The organism is Nonomuraea sp. NPDC004580, from assembly GCF_040609855.1.
GTDB classification, from domain to species: Bacteria; Actinomycetota; Actinomycetes; order Streptosporangiales; family Streptosporangiaceae; genus Nonomuraea; species Nonomuraea salmonea.
This window is the reverse complement of record NZ_JBEXLH010000054.1, coordinates 1-17383: the sequence shown is the minus strand read 5'-3', so window position 1 is coordinate 17383 and position 17383 is coordinate 1. Positions and strand designations below refer to the sequence as shown.

General features: G+C 72.4%; 20 protein-coding genes. 12 read left to right on the top strand and 8 right to left on the bottom strand.

The window, feature by feature from the left end:
• Positions 1-77 precede the first annotated feature (77 nt).
• Together ABZW11_RS36115 and ABZW11_RS36110 are read left to right on the top strand one after the other, a co-directional pair.
• Positions 78-728 (top strand): helix-turn-helix domain-containing protein, encoded by a 651-nt coding sequence (locus ABZW11_RS36115; RefSeq protein WP_355427402.1) that lies wholly within the window; start codon positions 78-80, stop codon positions 726-728.
• A gap of 73 nt (positions 729-801) precedes the next feature.
• Entirely contained in the window at positions 802-1563 is a 762-nt protein-coding gene (locus tag ABZW11_RS36110) for an SDR family NAD(P)-dependent oxidoreductase (RefSeq protein WP_355427399.1), read from the top strand.
• A 91-nt stretch (positions 1564-1654) separates the two neighbouring features.
• Here ABZW11_RS36110 and ABZW11_RS36105 read toward each other — a convergent pair whose 3' ends face one another.
• Genes ABZW11_RS36105 through ABZW11_RS36070 form a run of 8 tightly spaced genes read right to left on the bottom strand, consistent with a single transcriptional unit; the run spans position 1655 to position 10263 of the window.
• On the bottom strand, positions 1655-3073 hold the full coding sequence (locus ABZW11_RS36105; RefSeq protein ID WP_355427396.1) for an aldehyde dehydrogenase family protein: 1419 nt from the start codon (positions 3071-3073) through the stop codon (positions 1655-1657).
• Positions 3074-3083: 10 nt separating this feature from the next.
• Positions 3084-4100 carry a P1 family peptidase gene (locus ABZW11_RS36100; RefSeq protein WP_355427393.1) on the bottom strand — a complete coding sequence of 339 codons (1017 nt, stop codon included), beginning with the start codon at positions 4098-4100 and terminating at the stop codon, positions 3084-3086.
• Positions 4100-5284: a M20 family metallopeptidase gene (locus ABZW11_RS36095; protein WP_355427390.1), complete on the bottom strand. Its 1185-nt coding sequence runs from the start codon at positions 5282-5284 to the stop codon at positions 4100-4102. The genes ABZW11_RS36100 and ABZW11_RS36095 overlap by 1 nt, the downstream gene beginning before the upstream one ends.
• Positions 5275-6066, bottom strand: coding sequence for an ATP-binding cassette domain-containing protein (locus ABZW11_RS36090; RefSeq protein WP_355427387.1), 792 nt, complete (start codon positions 6064-6066; stop codon positions 5275-5277). Before ABZW11_RS36090 ends, ABZW11_RS36095 begins: the two co-directional genes overlap by 10 nt.
• A gap of 16 nt (positions 6067-6082) precedes the next feature.
• Entirely contained in the window at positions 6083-7012 is a 930-nt protein-coding gene (locus ABZW11_RS36085) for an ABC transporter ATP-binding protein (protein ID WP_355427385.1), read from the bottom strand.
• Positions 6999-7832 carry an ABC transporter permease gene (locus ABZW11_RS36080; protein ID WP_355427382.1) on the bottom strand — a complete coding sequence of 278 codons (834 nt, stop codon included), beginning with the start codon at positions 7830-7832 and terminating at the stop codon, positions 6999-7001. Before ABZW11_RS36080 ends, ABZW11_RS36085 begins: the two co-directional genes overlap by 14 nt.
• Positions 7829-8767, bottom strand: coding sequence for an ABC transporter permease (locus tag ABZW11_RS36075; protein WP_355427379.1), 939 nt, complete (start codon positions 8765-8767; stop codon positions 7829-7831). Before ABZW11_RS36075 ends, ABZW11_RS36080 begins: the two co-directional genes overlap by 4 nt.
• Positions 8764-10263, bottom strand: a complete 1500-nt coding sequence (locus ABZW11_RS36070) for an ABC transporter substrate-binding protein (protein ID WP_355427376.1) — start codon at positions 10261-10263, stop codon at positions 8764-8766. Before ABZW11_RS36070 ends, ABZW11_RS36075 begins: the two co-directional genes overlap by 4 nt.
• An 88-nt stretch (positions 10264-10351) precedes the next feature.
• On the opposite strand from ABZW11_RS36070, the gene ABZW11_RS36065 reads away from it, so the two are divergent.
• From ABZW11_RS36065 to ABZW11_RS36020, 10 genes are all read left to right on the top strand, one after another.
• On the top strand, positions 10352-11179 hold the full coding sequence (locus tag ABZW11_RS36065; RefSeq protein WP_355427373.1) for a GntR family transcriptional regulator: 828 nt from the start codon (positions 10352-10354) through the stop codon (positions 11177-11179).
• 29 nt (positions 11180-11208) lie between these two features.
• Positions 11209-12174 carry an adenylate/guanylate cyclase domain-containing protein gene (locus ABZW11_RS36060; RefSeq protein ID WP_355427369.1) on the top strand — a complete coding sequence of 322 codons (966 nt, stop codon included), beginning with the start codon at positions 11209-11211 and terminating at the stop codon, positions 12172-12174.
• Positions 12175-12359: 185 nt separating this feature from the next.
• Positions 12360-12557, top strand: a complete 198-nt coding sequence (locus ABZW11_RS36055; protein WP_355427366.1) for a hypothetical protein — start codon at positions 12360-12362, stop codon at positions 12555-12557.
• Positions 12554-13084 (top strand): DUF6879 family protein, encoded by a 531-nt coding sequence (locus ABZW11_RS36050; RefSeq protein WP_355427363.1) that lies wholly within the window; start codon positions 12554-12556, stop codon positions 13082-13084. The genes ABZW11_RS36055 and ABZW11_RS36050 overlap by 4 nt, the downstream gene beginning before the upstream one ends.
• Positions 13081-13929, top strand: a complete 849-nt coding sequence (locus tag ABZW11_RS36045; protein ID WP_355427360.1) for a helix-turn-helix transcriptional regulator — start codon at positions 13081-13083, stop codon at positions 13927-13929. Before ABZW11_RS36050 ends, ABZW11_RS36045 begins: the two co-directional genes overlap by 4 nt.
• A gap of 86 nt (positions 13930-14015) precedes the next feature.
• Positions 14016-14150, top strand: a complete 135-nt coding sequence (locus tag ABZW11_RS36040) for a hypothetical protein (RefSeq protein ID WP_355427357.1) — start codon at positions 14016-14018, stop codon at positions 14148-14150.
• On the top strand, positions 14147-15310 hold the full coding sequence (locus ABZW11_RS36035; protein WP_355427354.1) for a methyltransferase domain-containing protein: 1164 nt from the start codon (positions 14147-14149) through the stop codon (positions 15308-15310). The genes ABZW11_RS36040 and ABZW11_RS36035 overlap by 4 nt, the downstream gene beginning before the upstream one ends.
• A gap of 3 nt (positions 15311-15313) precedes the next feature.
• Positions 15314-15442 carry a hypothetical protein gene (locus ABZW11_RS36030; protein ID WP_355427352.1) on the top strand — a complete coding sequence of 43 codons (129 nt, stop codon included), beginning with the start codon at positions 15314-15316 and terminating at the stop codon, positions 15440-15442.
• A gap of 52 nt (positions 15443-15494) precedes the next feature.
• A complete protein-coding gene (locus ABZW11_RS36025) occupies positions 15495-16250 on the top strand; it encodes an aminotransferase class IV (RefSeq protein ID WP_355427349.1) in 756 nt (251 codons plus the stop codon).
• A gap of 29 nt (positions 16251-16279) precedes the next feature.
• On the top strand, positions 16280-17257 hold the full coding sequence (locus ABZW11_RS36020) for an MsnO8 family LLM class oxidoreductase (protein ID WP_355427346.1): 978 nt from the start codon (positions 16280-16282) through the stop codon (positions 17255-17257).
• Positions 17258-17383: the final 126 nt, after the last annotated feature.

The following is a 17383-nucleotide window of genomic DNA, read 5'->3' as shown; positions in this document are numbered from 1 at the left end:
TCTCGTTCACTGTGCTCACGTTCGCACGCTAGCCAGCGAAACGGACGGCACTCTCCATTTCGGCTAATGTGAGAAACATGCCTGGTCATCCCTCTCAAATCGCCGAGCGTGCGCAACTGCGCGCCGACGCCGAGCACAACCGCGAGCGCATACTCGACGCGGCGCGGGAGGCGTTCTCGACGCGCGGGCTCGACGTGCCGATGGCGGCCATCGCGCGGCGGGCCGGGGTCGGCGTCGCCACGCTCTACCGGCGCTTCCCCTCCCGTGAGTCGCTGATCACCGAGGTGTTCTCCGACCAGCTCGCGTCGTGCGCGTCGGCGGTCGAGGAGGCGCTGGCCGACCCCGACCCGTGGCACGCCTTCCAGAGCGCGGTCGAGAAGGTGTGCGCGATGCAGGTGGCCGACCACGGGTTCACCGGGGCGTTCCTGACAGCGTTCCCGCAGGCGGTCGACTTCGAGCGGGCGCGGCGGCGGGCCGAGCAGGGGTTCGACGAGATCATCCGCCGGGCCAAGGCCGCCGGGCGGCTGCGCGCCGACTTCGTCTTCGCCGACTTTCTCCTGCTGCTGCAGGCCAACTGCGCCGTGACCGACGGCGCCGGTGACCGGGCGCAGGCCGCGTCGCGGCGGCTGGTGGCGTACCTGCTGCAGGCGTTCCGCGCCGAGAACGCCGCGCCGCTGCCGCCCGCGCCGCCGCTGGCGCTCGACCACGTCATCCCCTCCCTGTCCTGAGCCCTGTCCTGAGTGGGGCCGCGGTGGCACCTGCCGAGCAGGCGCGCCGCGAGCCGGGGGCTAAGGTCGGCGTATGAAATATGACACGTTGTTCCGCTTGGACGGTTCGCGGGCGGTGGTGATCGGGGCGGGGAGCGGCATCGGCAGGGAGTCCGCGCTGGCGCTGGCCGCCCACGGCGCCCACGTGGTGTGCGCGGACCGCGACCTCGCCACCGCCACCGAGACCGCCGACGGGTGCGGCGGCAGCGCCCGGCTGCTCGACGTGCTCGACGGCGACGCGGTGCGGGCGCTGGCGGCCGAGGAGCCGGCCGACGTGCTGGTGTTCACCGCGGCGACGAACGTGCGCAAGCGGCTGCTCGACTACTCCGGCGAGGAGTTCGACCGGGTGGTGGGGCTCAACCTGCGGGCCTCCTTCGACGTCGTACGCGCCTTCGGTGCGGGCATGGTGGAGCGGGGCCGCGGGTCGATCATCGGGTTCGCCTCCATCCGCGCCTCCGTCACCGAGCCGGGCCAGGGCGTCTACTCGGCCACGAAGGCCGGGCTGGTGCAGCTGCTGCGGACGGCGGCGGCCGAGTTCGGGCCGAGCGGGGTGCGGGTCAACGCCATCGCGCCCGGCGTCGTGGAGACGCCACTGACCCGCCAGATCAAGGACGACCCGTCCTGGTACGACGCGTACGCCGCCAAGAGCGCGCTGGGCCGCTGGGCCGCCCCCGAGGAGCTGGCCGGCGCGGTGGTCTACCTGGCGAGCGGCGCCGCCAGCTTCGTCACCGGCTCCGTCCTGTACGTGGACGGCGGCTGGACCGCCGTGGACGGCCGCTTCGACCCGCCCAACTGACGCGCCTTCACAGGCAGGGCAATCCGGGCCCGCCCCGATGGCCGGGAGCGGGCCCAGGAGCCGGCCCAGGAGCCGGCCCGGTCGGGGTGGGTCAGGGGCGGATGATGGCCATCCGGGTGACGGTCAGTTCCTCGATGGCGAAGCGGGGGCCCTCGCGGCCCGCGCCCGAGTCCTTGACGCCCCCGTAGGGCATGTTGTCCGCCCGGAACCCCGGCACCTCGTTGACCACCACTCCCCCGGCCTCGATGCGCTCGATGGCGGCGAACGCCGTGGCCAGGGAGCGGGTGTAGACGGCGGCGTGCAGGCCGTACCGCGAGGCGTTGACGGCGTCGAACGCGGCCTCCAGCGAGGGCACGGAGCGCACGCACACCACGGGCCCGAAGATCTCCTCGTCCCAGGCGGCGGCCCCGTCGGGCACCCCTGAGAGCACCGTCGGCGCGATGGACCGCCCCTCGCGGCGCCCGCCGGTGACCACCTCGGCCCCGGAGGCGGTGATCCAGTCGAGGACGCGGTCGGTGGCGGCCGGGTCGATGAGCGGCGCCACGCGCGTGCCGGGCAGGCGCGGGTCGCCGACCTCCACGCCCTTGACCCGCTCGGCCACCAGCGCGGTGAACGCCTCCGCCGCCGCCTCCTCCACCAGCACCCGCTGCACGGAGATGCACGCCTGACCCGAGGCGTAGTAGCCGCCCCTGACGACCGCGTCGGCGGCGGCCTCGAGGTCGGCGTCCGCGGCCACCACGAGCGCCGCGTTCGAGCCCAGCTCCAGCAGGACCTTGGTGGGGGCGGCGGCACGGGCGATGGCGTGGCCGGCGGCGGCCGAGCCGGTGAAGGAGACGGCGCCGATCCGCCGGTCCTCCACCAGCCGCTTGCCCACCTCGACGTCGCCGGTGACGAGCTGGACGGCCTCGGGCGGCAGCCCTGACTCGCGCAGCAGGTGCACCAGCCAGAGCGTGGCGAGCGGGGTGGCGGGGGCCGGCTTGACGATCACCGGGCAGCCGGCCGCGATCGCCGGAGCGATCTTGTGGGCGGCGAGGAGGAGCGGGTAGTTGAAGCCGGTGATGCCGACGACGACGCCGATGGGGCGGCGCGTCCAGAACCCGATCAGGCCCTCGCCCGAGGGCAGCAGGTCGAGCGGGACGGTCTCGCCGTGCAGCCGGGCGACCTCCTCGGCGGCGCTCTCCAGCGTCACGAGCGTCCTGTCCACCTCGACGCGGCAGTCCACCAGCGGTTTGCCGGTCTCCAGCACCAGCAGCCGCTCGAACTCCTCCCGCCTGTCCCGCAGCGCGTCGCGGGCGCCGGTCAGGGCGGCGCGGCGGGCGTGCGACGGCAGCGCCGCCATCGCCGGCGCCACGCCGAGCGCGGCGTCCAGGGCCCGCGCGGCGAGCTCCGGCGTGCCCAGCGGCGCGGCGGCCACCTCGCTGCCGTCGTAGGGGAAGATCACCGGACTGGTGTCCGCGGTCTCTGCCCAGCCGCCGCCGATGGGCAGCCCGCCGGGCCACTCCTGCTTCATGACCGCCTCCTCAGGCTTCTGGATCTCGTCGGACATGGGCGCTCGGGAAGACGTCGAGGTAGGCGGGTGCGCCGTCGCGGCCGGTGGCCGACAGGACGGCGTGGGCCACCGCGCGGCTGAAGGCGTCGGCGGCCGCCGCGAGGATGTCCTGGAAGTCGTCGGGGCCGGGCGCGGGGGCGGCGCAGGTGGCCAGGCCGAAGACGGTGTCGCCGTCGGTCATGGTGTGGGCCGGCCTGATCGCCCTGGCCAGCCCGTCGTGGGCGACCCCGGCGAGCTTGCCGCACTGGGCCTTGGTGAGGGTGCGGTCGGTGGCGACGACGCCGATCGTCGTGTTGAACGACGGAGCCCGCTCGGGAGCCCACGCGGCCACCTCGCCCGGATCAGGCGCTCTGAGGTGGGCGAACTCGCCGGGCAGGCCGTATCTGACGCCGGCGAGCGTGCCGTCGAGCGGGTCGAGCACGGATCCGGCGGCGTTGACCACGCCGAGCGCGGCCACGGTCGTGCCGTCGTCCAGGACGGCGCTCGCCATGCCGGCCCCGCCGGCCAGCCCGCCCGCCACGGCCCCGGTGCCCGCGCCCACGCTCCCCTGGCCGGGAACGGTCCCGTCCAGGGCGGCGTCGTAGGCGGCGGCGCCGAAGGAGGCGCCGGGGGTGGCACGGAAGGCGCCGCCCCTGCCGAGGTCGAAGATGACCGCCGCGGGCACGATCGGCACCACCCCGCCCGCCACCGGGTAGCCCACCCCGGCGTCGGCCAGCCGGTCCACCACCCCGCAGGCCGCCGCCAGCCCGTACGCGCTGCCGCCGGTCAGCACCACGGCGTGCACCCGCTCGACCAGGTTGCGCGGGTCGAGCAGCTCGGTCTCACGCGTGCCCGGCGCGGCCCCGCGCACGTCCACCCCCGCCACGGCCCCCTCTTCCGGGCACAGGACGACGGTGGTGCCGGTGCGGTGGCCGTCGCTGGTCCGCGTGGCGTGCCCGACCCGCAGCCCCGCCACGTCCGGCAGGCCGTTGGCGGGTCCTGGCCGCATCAGTGGTCCCCGGTGAGGAAGCGCCTGGCGGCCTCGGCGAAGACGCGGGTGCCGCGCACGATGTCGTCGACCTCGACGTACTCGTCGGCCTGGTGGGCGATCCACTTGCCGCCCGGGCCGTACACGACGGACGGGACGCCGCCCCAGTGGGTGAGCACGGTGCCGTCGGTGGTGCCCGGCACGCCGCCGTAGACGGGCTCCTCGCCCGTCACCGTACGGTGGGCGGCGGCGAGCGCGGCGACCACCGGGTCGGTCACGGGCACGTCCACCGGCGGCCGGTCCACCAGCACGCTCACCTCGGCGGTGATGCCGTCGGCGGCGGCGAGCGCGGCGACCCGGTCGGCGACGTCCTTGTGCTCGACGCCCGGGATCGTGCGCACGTCCACGAAGACCGAGGCGACCGCGGGGATGACGTTGACCTGCTCCTGGGAGCCGGCCTGGAGCACGGTCGGGGTGACGTACACCGCGCCGAGGTGCTCGTGGGCGGGGTGCGCGGCCTGCAGCTCGTCCTGGAGCGCGCGCAGCCCGACGAGCAGCGGCCCGGCGGCCTGGATGGGGTTGCGGCCGTGCTGCGGCATCGCGCCGTGCGCCATCTTGCCGGTGAGGTCCACCCGCAGCCGCAGCGCGCCCTTGGCGACGGCGCAGATCTCGCCCGCCTCGGGCTCGGCGACGATGGCGCCGTCCACGTCGGCGGCGAGACCCTCGGAGACGAAGTGGTGCGCGCCGATCATCAGCCCCTCCTCGTCGGCCAGCGCGCACACCTTGATCCGGCCCGGGAACGGTCCCGCGAGCTGGAGCGCGCGGGTGGCGTAGAGGGTGGCGGCCAGGCCGGACTTCATGTCGGCGCTGCCCCGGCCCCACAGCTTCCCGTCGCGGATCTCACCGCCGAACGGGTCGACGGTCCACGCGGACAGGTCGCCCTCGGTGACGACGTCGGTGTGTCCCTCGAACATCAGCGTCGGCCCGGGACCGCCGCCGCCCTCGACCACCGCGACCACGTTGGGGCGGCCGGGCGCGGCCTCGTACACGACGGGGTCCCAGCCCCACTCGCGCATCTTGGCCGCGACCAGGTCGGCGGCGGGCTGCTCCGAGCGGCCCCTCGCCGGGTCGTTGGTGCTGGGGACCCGCACCAGCGCCTGCGTGAACGCCACCACTCCGTCGGCGTCGACCTCGATCATGTCCATCCCTCCAGCGTCGGTACGGCCTCCAGCAGCGCCCGCGTGTACGGGTGGGCGGGCGCGGCCCAGACGTCGTCCACGGGCCCGGTCTCGACGATCTCGCCCCTGCTCATCACGGCCACGGTCGCGCACACGTGCCGCACCACGGACAGGTCGTGGGAGACGAACACGAGCGTGAGCCCCAGCTCGTCGGCGAGGTCGGCGAGCAGGTTGAGTATCTGCCCGCGCACGGACACGTCCAGCGCGCTGACCGGCTCGTCGGCGACGAGCACCGCGGGCCTGGGCGCGAGCGCGCGGGCGATCGCGATGCGCTGCCGCTGCCCGCCGGAGAACTGGTGCGGGTAGCGCTCGGCCGCGTCGGCGCTCAGCCCGACGGCCTCGAGCAGCTCGCTCACCCGGTCGCCGGCGGGCAGGCCGAGCGCGACGAGCGGCTCGGCGACGAGGTCGCGGACGCGCATGCGCGGGTCGAGCGAGCTGAGCGGGTCCTGGAAGACGATCTGCAGGTTCTCGCGCAGGAAGCGCAGCCGCCGCTCGGGCAGGCCGGTGATCTCCTGGCCGTCGAAGCGGATGCTGCCCGCCGTGGGCCTGTCGAGCCCGCACAGCAGCCTGAGCAGGGTGGACTTGCCCGAGCCCGACTCGCCGACGATGCCGAAGCGCTCGCCGCGGTGCACGGTCAGGGAGACGTCGCGCAGGGCCCGCACCTCGGCCCCTGGCTTGGTCAGCGAGGTGCGGGGACGGCGGTAGACGCGGGTGAGGCCGGTGACCTCGATGAGCGGGGTGCCAGACATGTCGTTCTCCTGCCTGTCAGTGGTCCGCGTGGTCTTCTGCGGGGTGCCAGCACGCGTACGCGTGGCCGTCGCCCGCGAGCTCGGGCACCGTCTCGCAGGTGGCGGTGGCGTGCGGGCAGCGGTTCCTGAACACGCAGCCGGCCGGGAAGCGCCCGGCGGCGGGCACGCTGCCCGCGATGGTGGGCAGGCGGGTGCCGCGCGGGGTCAGCTTGGAGGCGGCCAGCAGGCCCTGCGTGTAGCGGTGGCGGGGGCGGGCGAAGACCTCGCGCAGCGGGCCCGACTCGACGACGCGGCCGCCGTACATGACGATGACGCGGTCGCAGACCGAGGCGACGACGGCGAGGTCGTGGGTGATGAACAGCAGGGCGGGCGCGACCTCGGCGATCAGCTCCAGCATCTGCTTCTGCACGGTGACGTCGAGCGCGGTGGTGGGCTCGTCGCAGATGAGCAGCCCGGGGTCGTTGGCCAGGGCGATGGCGAGCATGACGCGCTGGCGCTGGCCGCCGGAGAGCTGGTGCGGGAACGCGCGGGCGATCTGGGCGGGCTCGGGCAGGCGTACCCGGCCGAGCAGGTCGAGCGCCCGCGTGCGGGCCTCGTCGCGGGAGCGGCCGTGCAGCGTCATGACCTCGGCGACCTGGGCGCCGATCCGCATCAGCGGGTTGAGCGCGGTCATCGGCTCCTGGAAGACCATGGACAGCTCGCGCCCGCGCAGCCGCTTGAGCCGGCTCTCCGGCACGCCCACCAGGTCGTGCTCGCCGAGCCTTGCGGTGCCCGCGGCGGTGACGCCCTCGGGCAGCAGGCCCATGAGCGACAGCGCGGTCAGCGACTTGCCCGACCCCGACTCGCCGATCAGCCCGACCCGCTCGCCCGGCGCGATGCCGAACGACACGTCGTGGACGAGCTCGACGTCGCCGGCGGAGACGGTGAGCCCCTCAACGCTCAGCACTGATCCTCCTGAGCTTGGGGTCGAGGAAGTCGCGCAGGCCGTCGCCGAGCAGGTTGAAGCCGAGCACGGCGACCGCGATGGCGAGGCCGGGCCACAGGGCCAGGCGCGGGGTGGAGAACAGCAGCTCCTGCGACTCCTGCAGCATGCGCCCCCAGGACGGGGTGGGCGGCCGGGTGCCGAAGCCGAGGAACGACAGCGCCGCCTCGGCGAGGATCGCGATCGCGAAGGACACCGACGCCTGCACGATGAGCATGGAGCCGATGTTGGGTAGCACGTGGCGGACGGCGATCGCGGGCCTGCGGCGGCCCGCGGCCCTCGCGGCCAGCACGTAGTCGGTCACCATGACCTGAAGTGTGGCGGCGCGGGCCACCCGGGCGAACGCCGGGACGGTCGCCACGCCGATCGCGATCATCGCGGTCAGCGTGCCCGGCCCGTAGACGGCGCCCAGCATGACGGCCAGCAGCAGCGCGGGGAAGGCGAAGACGAGGTCGTTGACCCGCATGATCAGCTCCGACAGCCAGCCGCGCGGCGTCATCCCGGCGATCACGCCGAGCGGGGTGCCGAGGACGGCGGCGATGCCGACCGCGACGATGCCGACGTAGAGGGTGGTGCGGGCGCCCACCATGAGCTGGCTGAAGGTGTCGCGGCCGAACTTGTCGGCGCCGAGCAGGTAGCCGCCGCCCGGCTCGCGCAGCTTGCCGGCGGCGTCGACGAGGGTCGGGTCGTGCGGGGTCCAGACGAACGACACCAGCGCGGCGAGCGTGACGAGCCCGACGAGCGTGCCGCCGACCAGCAGCCCGGCGTTCAAGCGGCCTCTCATCGCAGCCTCGGGTCGAGCAGGTGGTAGGCGACGTCCACCACGAAGTTGATCAGCAGTACGGCGGCCACCAGCACCATCGCCACGCCTTGGACGAGCAGCAGGTCGCGCCCTGCGACGCCGTTGAGCAGCAGGTCGCCGAGCCCGGGGATGACGAAGACACGTTCGACGACGACCGCGCCGATGAGCAGCGTGGCCAGTTGCAGGCCGAGCACGGTGACGACGGGGATGGAGGCGTTGCGCAGGCCGTGCCGCCACAACGCGCCGGTGGCGCCGCGGCCCTTGGCCCTGGCGGTGCGCAGGTAGTCCTCGCGCATGACGTCGAGGACGGCGCTGCGCACGTACCGGGTGAGCACGGCGCCCTGGACGAGGCCGAGCGACAGCCACGGCAGCAGCAGGCTGCGCAGCCACTCCCCCGGGTTCTCGGCGATCGGCACGTAGCCGCCGGACGGCAGCGCCTGCGCCTGCACCGCGAACACGAACACCAGCAGGATGCCCGCGAGGAACGCCGGGACGGCGATGCCGAGCTGGCTGAGCGCGCTGAGTGCGGCGCCGAGCGGGTTGCGGTGGTGCACGGCGGCGAACGTGCCCGCGGGCACCGCCAGCACCAGCGCCACCAGCATGCCGCCGAGCACGAGCACGGCGGTGACACCGAGCCGGTCGGAGATCTGCGGGCCGATGGGCGAGCTGGTCACGTAGGAGGTGCCGAAGTCGCCCTGGAGCAGGCCGCCGGCCCAGTCGAAGAACTGCACGAGGGGCGGGCGGTCGGTGCCGTACTGGCGGCGCAGCTCGGCGACCGCCTCGGGGGTGGCGTTGACGCCCAGCGCGATCTCGGCGGGGTCGCCGGGCAGCAGCGCCATGAACGCGAACACCACGACGGCGGCCACGGCGGTGCCGGCCACCAGCACCGCCAGGCGTTTGAGCAGGTAAAGCGTCACGGTTGCCGGGAGAGCGCGGTGAAGTCGAAGGCTTCGGAGATACCGTTCTTCGGCAGCCCTGTGACGCCCTTCTTCGCCACGATCAGGTTCGGGAAGAGGAAGAGGAAGTCGGCCGCGGCGTCGTCGGACAGCAGCTTGGCGGCCTGCTTGAGGTCGTCGGTCTGCTGCTGCTCGGTGCCCTCGTCGGCGGAGGCGAGCAGCTTGCCGAACTCGGGGTTGTCGTAGCGGAAGTAGTACGACTTGTCGGCGAAGATGCCCATGTCGCGGGGTTCGACGTGGTTGATGATCGACAGGTGGTAGTCGCCCTTGGTGAACACCTGGTCCAGCCAGCGGGCGGGGAACTCCAGCGGCTCGATGTCGGCCGTGATGCCGACCTGCGCGAGCTGCGACTTGACGACCTGCGCGCTGCTCACCGCGTACGGCAGGTTGGGGATGCGCATCTTGACGTTGTACGTCTTGCCGCCCAGCAACTGCTTGGCCTTGGCCGGGTCGTACGGGTAGTCGCCGGTGCGATCCTCGTACCAGGGGTCGGTGGGCGGCACCATCGAGCCGATGAGCTGGCCGCGCCCGGCCCACGCGGTGTCGAGCAGCGCCTTGTGGTCGATGGCGTGCCGGACGGCCTGCCTGACCTTCTTGTCGTCGAACGGCGGCCGGCCGTTGTTCATCGACAGCACCACCTCGCCGTTGGTGGTGCCCTCGACCGTCTCGAATCTGTTGGGGTCGGCGAACTGCTGCAGCGACTCGGGCGCCTGCACGCTGGAGATGACGTCGATGCCGCCGGTCAGCAGCGCGTTGTTCATCGCCGTGGCGTCCTTGAAGTACTTCAGCGTGACCGAGGGCACCGGCGGCTTGGCGCCCCAGTAGGAGGCGTTGGCGTCGAGCCTGATGGAGTCGCCGCGCCGCCAGGCGCCCAGCACGTACGGGCCGGTGCCGACGGGCTTGTTGGCCAGGTCGGCGACGCCGGTGCGGCTGAACATGGCGCCGAGCCTGGTGGCCATGGCGTAGAGGAAGCCGTTGCTCGGCCGCTTGAGCGTGACGACGGCGGTGGTGTCGTCCCTCTTCTCGACGTCGTCGATCACGTCGAGCTGCGACTTGATCTTGAGCTTCCAGTCGCTCTTGACGCGGTCGAGCGAGAACACCACGTCGTCGGCCGTGAACGGCGCCCCGCTGGAGAACTTCACGTCCTTGCGCAGGGTGAAGGTGTAGGTCTTGCGGTCGTCGGAGACGTCCCACTTCTCGGCCAGCAGCGGGACGATCTCGCCGTTCTGGTCGAGCTTGACCAGGCCCTCGTAGACGTTGACGAGCAGCGCCTGCGGGATCGCGGCGCCCTCGGTCGAGGTGAAGTCGAGGTTGGCGGGCTCGGCCACGAATCCGACCGACAACGACTGGGCCTTGGAGCCCCCGCCACTCGTGCCGCCACCGTCACCACCGCCGCCGCACGCGGCGGTGGCCAGCAGGAGGCCGCCCGCGGCGAGCCAGATCCCGATTCGCCTCATGTCTTACAGCCTCCTGGCTAGTGCACTGGTCTGACCAGTAGGCTACGCACATTGCCAGTCGGCGACGGCTCGGGTCAAGGGGGCTTGCATGGGTGGTGCGCGCTTCGAGCCCGTACGCGCGGTGCGCGCCTACGAGCGGGTCGTCGAGCAGATCGAAGAGGCCATCGAGAGCGGCGCACTGACACCCGGCCAGCGGCTGCCGAGCGAGCGTGAGCTGATGGTGCAGCTGTCGGTCGGCCGCTCCACCGTGCGCGAGGCGCTGCGCGTGCTGCAGGCCCGCGGCCTGGTGCGCTCGCGGCCCGGCGACCCCAACGGCGCGGAGGTGCTGCCGTTCTCGCCCGCCGCGCTGCACAAGTCGATGACCACGCTGGCCCGGGTCGAGGAGCTGTCGCTGGGCGAGCTGGTGCAGTTCAGGATGGTGCTCGACTCCGCGGCGATCCTGCTGGCCGCGCGGCTGCGCACCGACGAGCAGCTCGCCGGCATGGCCGAGGCGGTGGCGTCGATGCGGGCCGCGGCCGGCACCGGGTCCGGCACCGGGTCCGGCACAGGGTCCGGCACAGGGTCCGGCACCGAGTCGGGCACCGGCTCGGGTGCGGTGGACACCGAGGCGTTCGGCCGGGCCGACGTGGCCTTCCACGACGCGGTGGTGGCGGCGAGCGGCAACAAGCTCATCCAGATCTGCACCGACGTGGTGCGGCAGATCGTGCTGCGGCAGATCGCCGCCCGCATCGACGCCGCCGACGACCGGCAGGCCCTGATGCGGCGCAGCATCCGGCACCACGAGGAGGTCATCACCGCGATCAGGGCGGGCGACGGCCCGCTGGCCGCCCAATTGTCGAGAAAAGCGATGTACGACTACTACGCCCCTTATGTGGCGGAAAGCGAGACAAGCGCCTTGCGGGCGCTGCTGGAGTGATCTGGCCCACAGAGTGTTATCTTGCCCAGGTGGCGCGCGTGGACCGGGACGGGGTTGCAGATGCTTTTCTGCGCGAGCCGCGCCGATACACCAGTCGTCAGGTCGCCGACATGGCGGGCGTGCCGGTCTATCGTGCGCGGCGCTTCTGGCGTGCCCTCGGCTTCCCCAACGTGCCCGACGACGCGGTCGAGTTCACCGATTCCGACGTCGAGGCGCTCAAGACCCTGCTCGGCATGGTCACCTCCGGCATCTACGACGAGGAGCACGTGCTGCTGACGGCCCGCGCGCTGGGCCAGGCCACGGCGCGGCTGGCCGAGTCCCAGGCCGAGCTGGGCGCCGAGGTGCTCGACCAGGCCGGGGTGCCGCTGGCCGAGCGGCCGCGGGCCTGGCGGCGGCGGGCCGAGCGGGTGGTGCCCGACCTCGCCAAGCTGCTCGTCTACGCCTGGCAGCGCCAGCTCGCCGCCGCGGCAGGGCGCCTGGCCGACCAGGACATGAGCGCCGTACGCCTGGCCGTCGGCTTCGCCGACCTGGTCGCCTTCACCCGGCTGAGCAGGCAGATCACCGCCGCCGAGCTGGCCAGGCTGATCGACAGGTTCGAGGGGCGCTCGGCCGACATCGTGACCTCGTCCGGCGGGCGGGTGGTCAAGACGCTGGGCGACTCCGTGCTGTTCATCTCCGACAAGGCGCACGTGGCGGCCGAGATCGCGCTGCGGCTGGTGGAGACGCACGCGCGCGGGCGCGACATGCCCGAGCTGCGGGTGGGGCTGGCCTCGGGGCCGGTCATCTGGCGCATGGGCGACGTGTTCGGCACCACCGTCAACCTGGCCAGCCGCCTGACCGCGCTGTCCCTGCCCGGCACCATCCTGGCCGACCCGCAGCTCGCCGAGGAGCTGGAGGGCGACCGCGCCTTCCGGCTGCTCGAGGTGAACCGGCTGTCGGTACGCGGGCTGGGCGAGTTGGCCCCCTTCACCGTGCAGCGCGCGGAAACCCCCTGACCCCGGCACCTGCTCACCAGGGATCGGGCGGTCGCGGAGGACCTGCTGCAGGAGTCGCCGGTCAAGACGTGGTCGCCTGACCAGGCATCGAGAAGTTGCTCGTGTCCGCACTTGACCGGGATCGAATGCCGATGGACGCTCAGCCTGAGAAGAGAAACTCCAAGCAATCCGATCAAGGAGCGGCCATGCGCCTGCGGTTCCTCGGAAGCAACAGTGAGCAGGGCACCTGCCCCGCCGTCTACGAGACGGACCGCGGCACGATCGCGGTCCAGGGCAAGGTGATCACCGATCCAGAGGCCCTCGGGGATGCCGTTGATCTGGCCCCAGACGAGATCATCATCGAGATCCCCAAAGACCTCCTGCCACACTTCCCCCAGGGATGACCGTGCTTCTGTCCGAGGCGGAGCTGGGCAACCTGCTCGCCGCCTTCACCACCAGCGCATTCCGGTTCGAGCTCCGCGAGCGCTACAACAGCACCGTGGGCGCCGAGCCGTTCCGCAAGTGGCAGGCCGGCGAGCCGGACGACTACGGGTGGCATCGGTCTTGGATGGAGAAGATCAGCCGTGACGTCACGTCCGGGAAGACCTGGCAGCGAGTCCGCATCGTGTCCGTGCCGCCGTCCGACTACACGAGGTACGGCATCGAGGTGGCCCGGCTCAGCGTGCAGGCCGGAGAGGACATCCGTTACCTGCGCCGCGACGCGGCCGAGCAGCTTGGCCTCGACCCGTACGACGCCTGGCTGCTCGACGGCTCCCGCTTGATCTGGTTGCACTTCGACGACGCCGACGACACGTTCGCCGGTGCCGAACTCGTCACCGATCAGGAGACCATCGCGCGTCATCGGGCATGGCGGGACCTGGCACTCAAGCACGCCCAGCCGCTGGACGAGTTCGCCGCGCGTCTCCCGTGAACCAACCTCTCCTCGGTCAGCAAGCCGTTCAAGCGCTCGGCATCCGCCTGCGAGACCTGAGGCGCGATGCCGGACTGACCGGGCGCGAGCTCGCCGCCTCGTGCGGATGGGTGCCGTCGAAGGTGTCGAAGATCGAGCTGGGGAAGCAGGTCCCCTCTGAGGACGACGTCCGGGACTGGTGTGTCGCCTGCCGATTCCCCAGCGAGATCAGCGACCTGGTCGCGGCCGTCCGCTCGATCGACGCTCAGTACGTGGACTGGAGGCGTTCACTCAAGACCGGCACGCGGCGTCGCCAGCGCGCCAACATCGACGCCTACGAAAAGACGCAAGTGATCCGGGCCTGGGAGCCCACGGTCATCCCCGGGTTACTCCAGACGTCCGGGTACGCGCGCGGCATCCTGACGACGGTCGTCCATTTCCACGGCATCCCTGACGACATCGAAGAGGGCGTACAAGCCCGGCTGGAGGCCCAGCGGGTGCTCGACCGCGCCCATCGCCGGTTCCTGTTTCTCCTCGGCGAGGCAGCGCTGTACACCTCCGTCGGCGGCAGCGAGGCGATGGCGGAGCAACTGCGCCGGCTGCTGGATGCCGCTCGTGCGCCGCGTCTCAGCCTCGGCATCGTGCCGCTGGCGGCGCCGTACACCGTGCCGCGCAACAACGCGTTCACCATCTACGACAGCCGTATGGTGACCGTGGCCACCTACACCGCGGAGCTGACGCTCCGACAGCGCCACGAGATAGCGATCTACGAGAAGGCGTTCGATCGGTTGATGGCCTTGGCCGTGCGCGGCGAGGAGGCACGCCGCATGATTCGCCGCGCACTCAACGATCAAGAAGAAATCTGAAGCAACTCCGTTGAGCTCTGCCCTCCTCGGTCCGTAGCGTTCCGTGCACGAACAGTCACGGGTCCACATCACGAGAGGAGACACCAGTGGGACGACACGAGGATCCCAACAGCCCCAAGGACAAGGAGGTCGACGGAACGGAAGGCGGCACCGGCAGCACCAACGACCAGCAGCAGAAACCCCAGGGCGGCCACGCCGACGGAAAGGGCAAGGGAAGGTGAGCGTCACACCCGAGCGCCTCGCGCGACTGATCGCCGGGCTCGACCCAGAGGGGTCCGGAGACATCAGCGAGTCCATCACGGACGCGGTCCGCGCGGTGCCCCGCCACCTGTTCATCCCTGACCTGGGCTTGGTCGTCGAGGAGGAAGGGGCACCGTACCTGATCGACCGCGATCTCGACCCTGCCACGTGGTGGGACACCGTCTACTCACCCAGCATCATCGTCACCCAGCTCGACGACGGCGCGACCCGCCTCGACGCGCTGCACGGCGACTCCACGTCCTCGGCGTCCGCGCCCAGCACGGTCGCGGACCTGCTCAACCATCTGGCGCCCGAGCCCGGCCATCGGGTGCTGGAGATCGGCACAGGCACCGGCTACACCGCCGCGCTGCTGTCTCACCTCGTCGGCGACCGCGGGGAGGTGACCTCCATCGAGGTGGATCCGGCGGTGGCCGAGCAAGCCGGCAAGAACCTCGCGGCGGCCGGGTGCACGCCGACCCTGCTCGTGGGCGACGGGGCGCGCGGCGCACCGGATGGAGCGCCGTACGACCGTGTGCACGTCACCTGCGGCGTGCGGGACGTGCCTTATCCGTGGGTACAGCAGTGCCGGCCGGGCGGCGTGATCGTGCTGCCATGGCATCCCGGGTACGGCACCAGCCACGCGCTGCGGCTGGTGGTGCAGGAGGACGGGACCGCCGCCGGCACGATCGAGGGGTTCGCCGGCTACATGATGATGCGGTCCCAGCGGCCCATCCCATGCCAGAGCCCGCCGCCGGGGAAGGAGCGGCGGCACTACCGGACCGCCCTCGACCCGCGAGCGCTCGACCAGCTCGGCGCGGGCGCGGACCTGGCCATCGGCACGCTGACCGGCCTGCGCTCGCACAGCGTCGAAGGACACGACGAGGACAGCGCGTACGTGCGCGTGTTCGTCGCCGACCCTGACGATCCGAGCTCGTGGGCCGTGGCCACGTGGCGGCCCGAATCTGCAGATCACCGCGTGCAGCAGGTGGGCGACCGGCCGGTGTGGGATGAGGTCCTCCAGGCGTACGCGCAGTGGGTGAGATGGGGCGAGCCGCATTGGCGGCGCTTCGGTGTGACGGTCACGCCGGAGGGACAGCGGGTGTGGCTGGATACGCCGGATCAGGTGCTGGGCAGCACCTGAACCTTGAGCAGCACGCGAACCGCGTTCACGGTGCGGAAGGGGCAGCGGGTCGAGGTCAAGGTGCGGATGGGGCTGCGGGGAGCGGGCACCGACCGGCCGGTGGACTGGGCGGTGGCGCTCTACCGGAGGTGAGACCCTACTGTGAGCGCCGTACCGTGATCTGAGGAGAGGGAAGGGGTGGCCGATGGCAGGGCGGATCGCGATGGAGGGCGAGCCGATCGGCGAGGAGGCGCTGCTGGGGATGGAGGCCCGTTACGGCCACTTCACCTCCATGCAGGTCGCCGATCGCCGGGTGCGCGGGCTGGAGCTGCACGTCAAGCGGCTGGAGCGGGCCGGCGTCGAGCTGTTCGGCGCGGGGCCCGGCCGGGCGGAGGTGCTGGCCTCGATCAAGGCGGCGCTGGGCGGCGAGCGCGACGCGAGCGTCCGGGTCTATTACGTGGAGGTGGCGGGCCGGCCTCGGGTGATCGCCACGGCCGCCGCGCCGCACCCGCCGCTGCCGAGCCCGCTGCGCGTCACGCCCGTCGTCTACCAGCGCTACCTGCCGCACATCAAGCAGGCGTCGGGCTTCCAGCAGCCGCACATCCTGCGTACGGTGAACCGCGCCGGTTTCGACGAGGCCCTGCTGACCACGGAGGACGGCCTGATCAGCGAGGGCGCGATCACGAACGTGGGCGGCTTCGCCGGCGGCCGGCTGGTGTGGCCTGACGCGCCGATGCTGCACGGCGTCACCATGCAGTTGCTGGAGCGGATGGAGGTGCCGCAGGAGCGCCGGCCGTTGCGGGTGCCCGACCTGGCGGAGTTCGACCTGGTGTTCCTGTGCAACTCGTGGGGGGTGATGCCGGTCGGCGAGGTGGACGGCATGAAGCTGCGCAGGGACGCGGAGCTGGAGGCGCGGCTACTCGGCTTCTACGAGGGCATCGCGGGAGACCCGGTGGATTGATCCGGCTCGCGGGGGCGTTGCACCGATACGTGACCGCGTACTCGATTCTCGACCGTTCGCTCGTCCGCAGAGGCTCGACCCCGGCCGAGGCGCTGCGTGCGACCGTGCGCTTCGCCGGGCAGGCCGAGGAGCTCGGCTACCACCGGTTCTGGGTGTCGGAGCACCACAGCGTGCCGGGCGTCGCGGGATCGGCGCCGACCGTGCTGGCGGCGGCGGTGGCCGCGGCGACGTCGCGGATCCGGGTGGGCACCGGCGGCGTGATGCTGCCCAACCACCGGCCGCTGGTGGTGGCCGAGCAGTTCGGCGTGCTGGAGTCGCTGCACCCCGGCCGGATCGACATGGGGCTGGGGCGGTCCGTGGGGTTCACCGGCGGCATCCGCAAGGCGCTGGGGCACGGCAAGGACGACGCCGACCGGTTCGGCGAGCAGCTCGCCGAGTTGCTGGGCTTCTTCACCGGCGGGCAGTCCGCCTATCCGGGCGTGCACGCGCTGCCCGCCGAGGGGCTGCGGCCGCAGGTGTTCGTGCTGGCCATGGGGGCGGGCGCGGAGATCGCGGCCGAGCACGGGCTGCCCATGGTGATCGGGGCGGGCTCGCGCATGCTGGACGCGGTCGCCCGCTACCGCGCCGGGTTCCGTCCTTCGGCGTGGGCGGATCGGCCGTACGTGATGGTGGCGGCGAACGTGGCGGTCGGCGCGAGCGCGGCGGAGGCGGCGCTGCTGCAGCTGCCCGAGGCGTGGGCGACGGCGCGCTCGCGCACCAGCGGGGCGTTCCCGCCGCTGATCCCTGCCGAGGAGGTCGCGGCCATGGAGCTGGGCGAGCGGGAGCGGGCGTACCTGGAGCAGTCGCTGAAGGGGCAGATCCACGGCACCGAGCGTGAGGTCGCGGTGGCGCTGGACTCGCTGGTGGCGGCGAGCGGCGCGGACGAGGTACTGGTGACGATGAACACCTACGATCTCGGCCGGCGACTCGACTCCTACCGGCGGCTCTCGGCGCTGTTCAGGGGTTAGTCTCCGATCTCCCTAGCGGGAGGCCCGTTCTGGGCTGAAAATCGGGAGTGGTTGCCCGCCGACGTCGTGTGTCCTTGGTCCGGTTGAGGCCGTGGGTTAGTCGGACGCCGGGAGCCGCGCCATGGG

What these genes read in the sequence shown, in the direction of transcription:
- ABZW11_RS36115 (WP_355427402.1), top strand. Translation starts at nt 78, where the DNA reads ATGCCTGGTCATCCCTCTCAAATCGCCGAGCGTGCGCAACTGCGCGCC.
- ABZW11_RS36110 (WP_355427399.1), top strand. Translation starts at nt 802, where the DNA reads ATGAAATATGACACGTTGTTCCGCTTGGACGGTTCGCGGGCGGTGGTG.
- ABZW11_RS36105 (WP_355427396.1), bottom strand. Translation starts at nt 3,073, where the DNA reads ATGAAGCAGGAGTGGCCCGGCGGGCTGCCCATCGGCGGCGGCTGGGCA.
- ABZW11_RS36100 (WP_355427393.1), bottom strand. Translation starts at nt 4,100, where the DNA reads ATGCGGCCAGGACCCGCCAACGGCCTGCCGGACGTGGCGGGGCTGCGG.
- ABZW11_RS36095 (WP_355427390.1), bottom strand. Translation starts at nt 5,284, where the DNA reads ATGGACATGATCGAGGTCGACGCCGACGGAGTGGTGGCGTTCACGCAG.
- ABZW11_RS36090 (WP_355427387.1), bottom strand. Translation starts at nt 6,066, where the DNA reads ATGTCTGGCACCCCGCTCATCGAGGTCACCGGCCTCACCCGCGTCTAC.
- ABZW11_RS36080 (WP_355427382.1), bottom strand. Translation starts at nt 7,832, where the DNA reads ATGAGAGGCCGCTTGAACGCCGGGCTGCTGGTCGGCGGCACGCTCGTC.
- ABZW11_RS36070 (WP_355427376.1), bottom strand. Translation starts at nt 10,263, where the DNA reads ATGAGGCGAATCGGGATCTGGCTCGCCGCGGGCGGCCTCCTGCTGGCC.
- ABZW11_RS36065 (WP_355427373.1), top strand. Translation starts at nt 10,352, where the DNA reads ATGGGTGGTGCGCGCTTCGAGCCCGTACGCGCGGTGCGCGCCTACGAG.
- ABZW11_RS36055 (WP_355427366.1), top strand. Translation starts at nt 12,360, where the DNA reads ATGCGCCTGCGGTTCCTCGGAAGCAACAGTGAGCAGGGCACCTGCCCC.
- ABZW11_RS36050 (WP_355427363.1), top strand. Translation starts at nt 12,554, where the DNA reads ATGACCGTGCTTCTGTCCGAGGCGGAGCTGGGCAACCTGCTCGCCGCC.
- ABZW11_RS36025 (WP_355427349.1), top strand. Translation starts at nt 15,495, where the DNA reads ATGGCAGGGCGGATCGCGATGGAGGGCGAGCCGATCGGCGAGGAGGCG.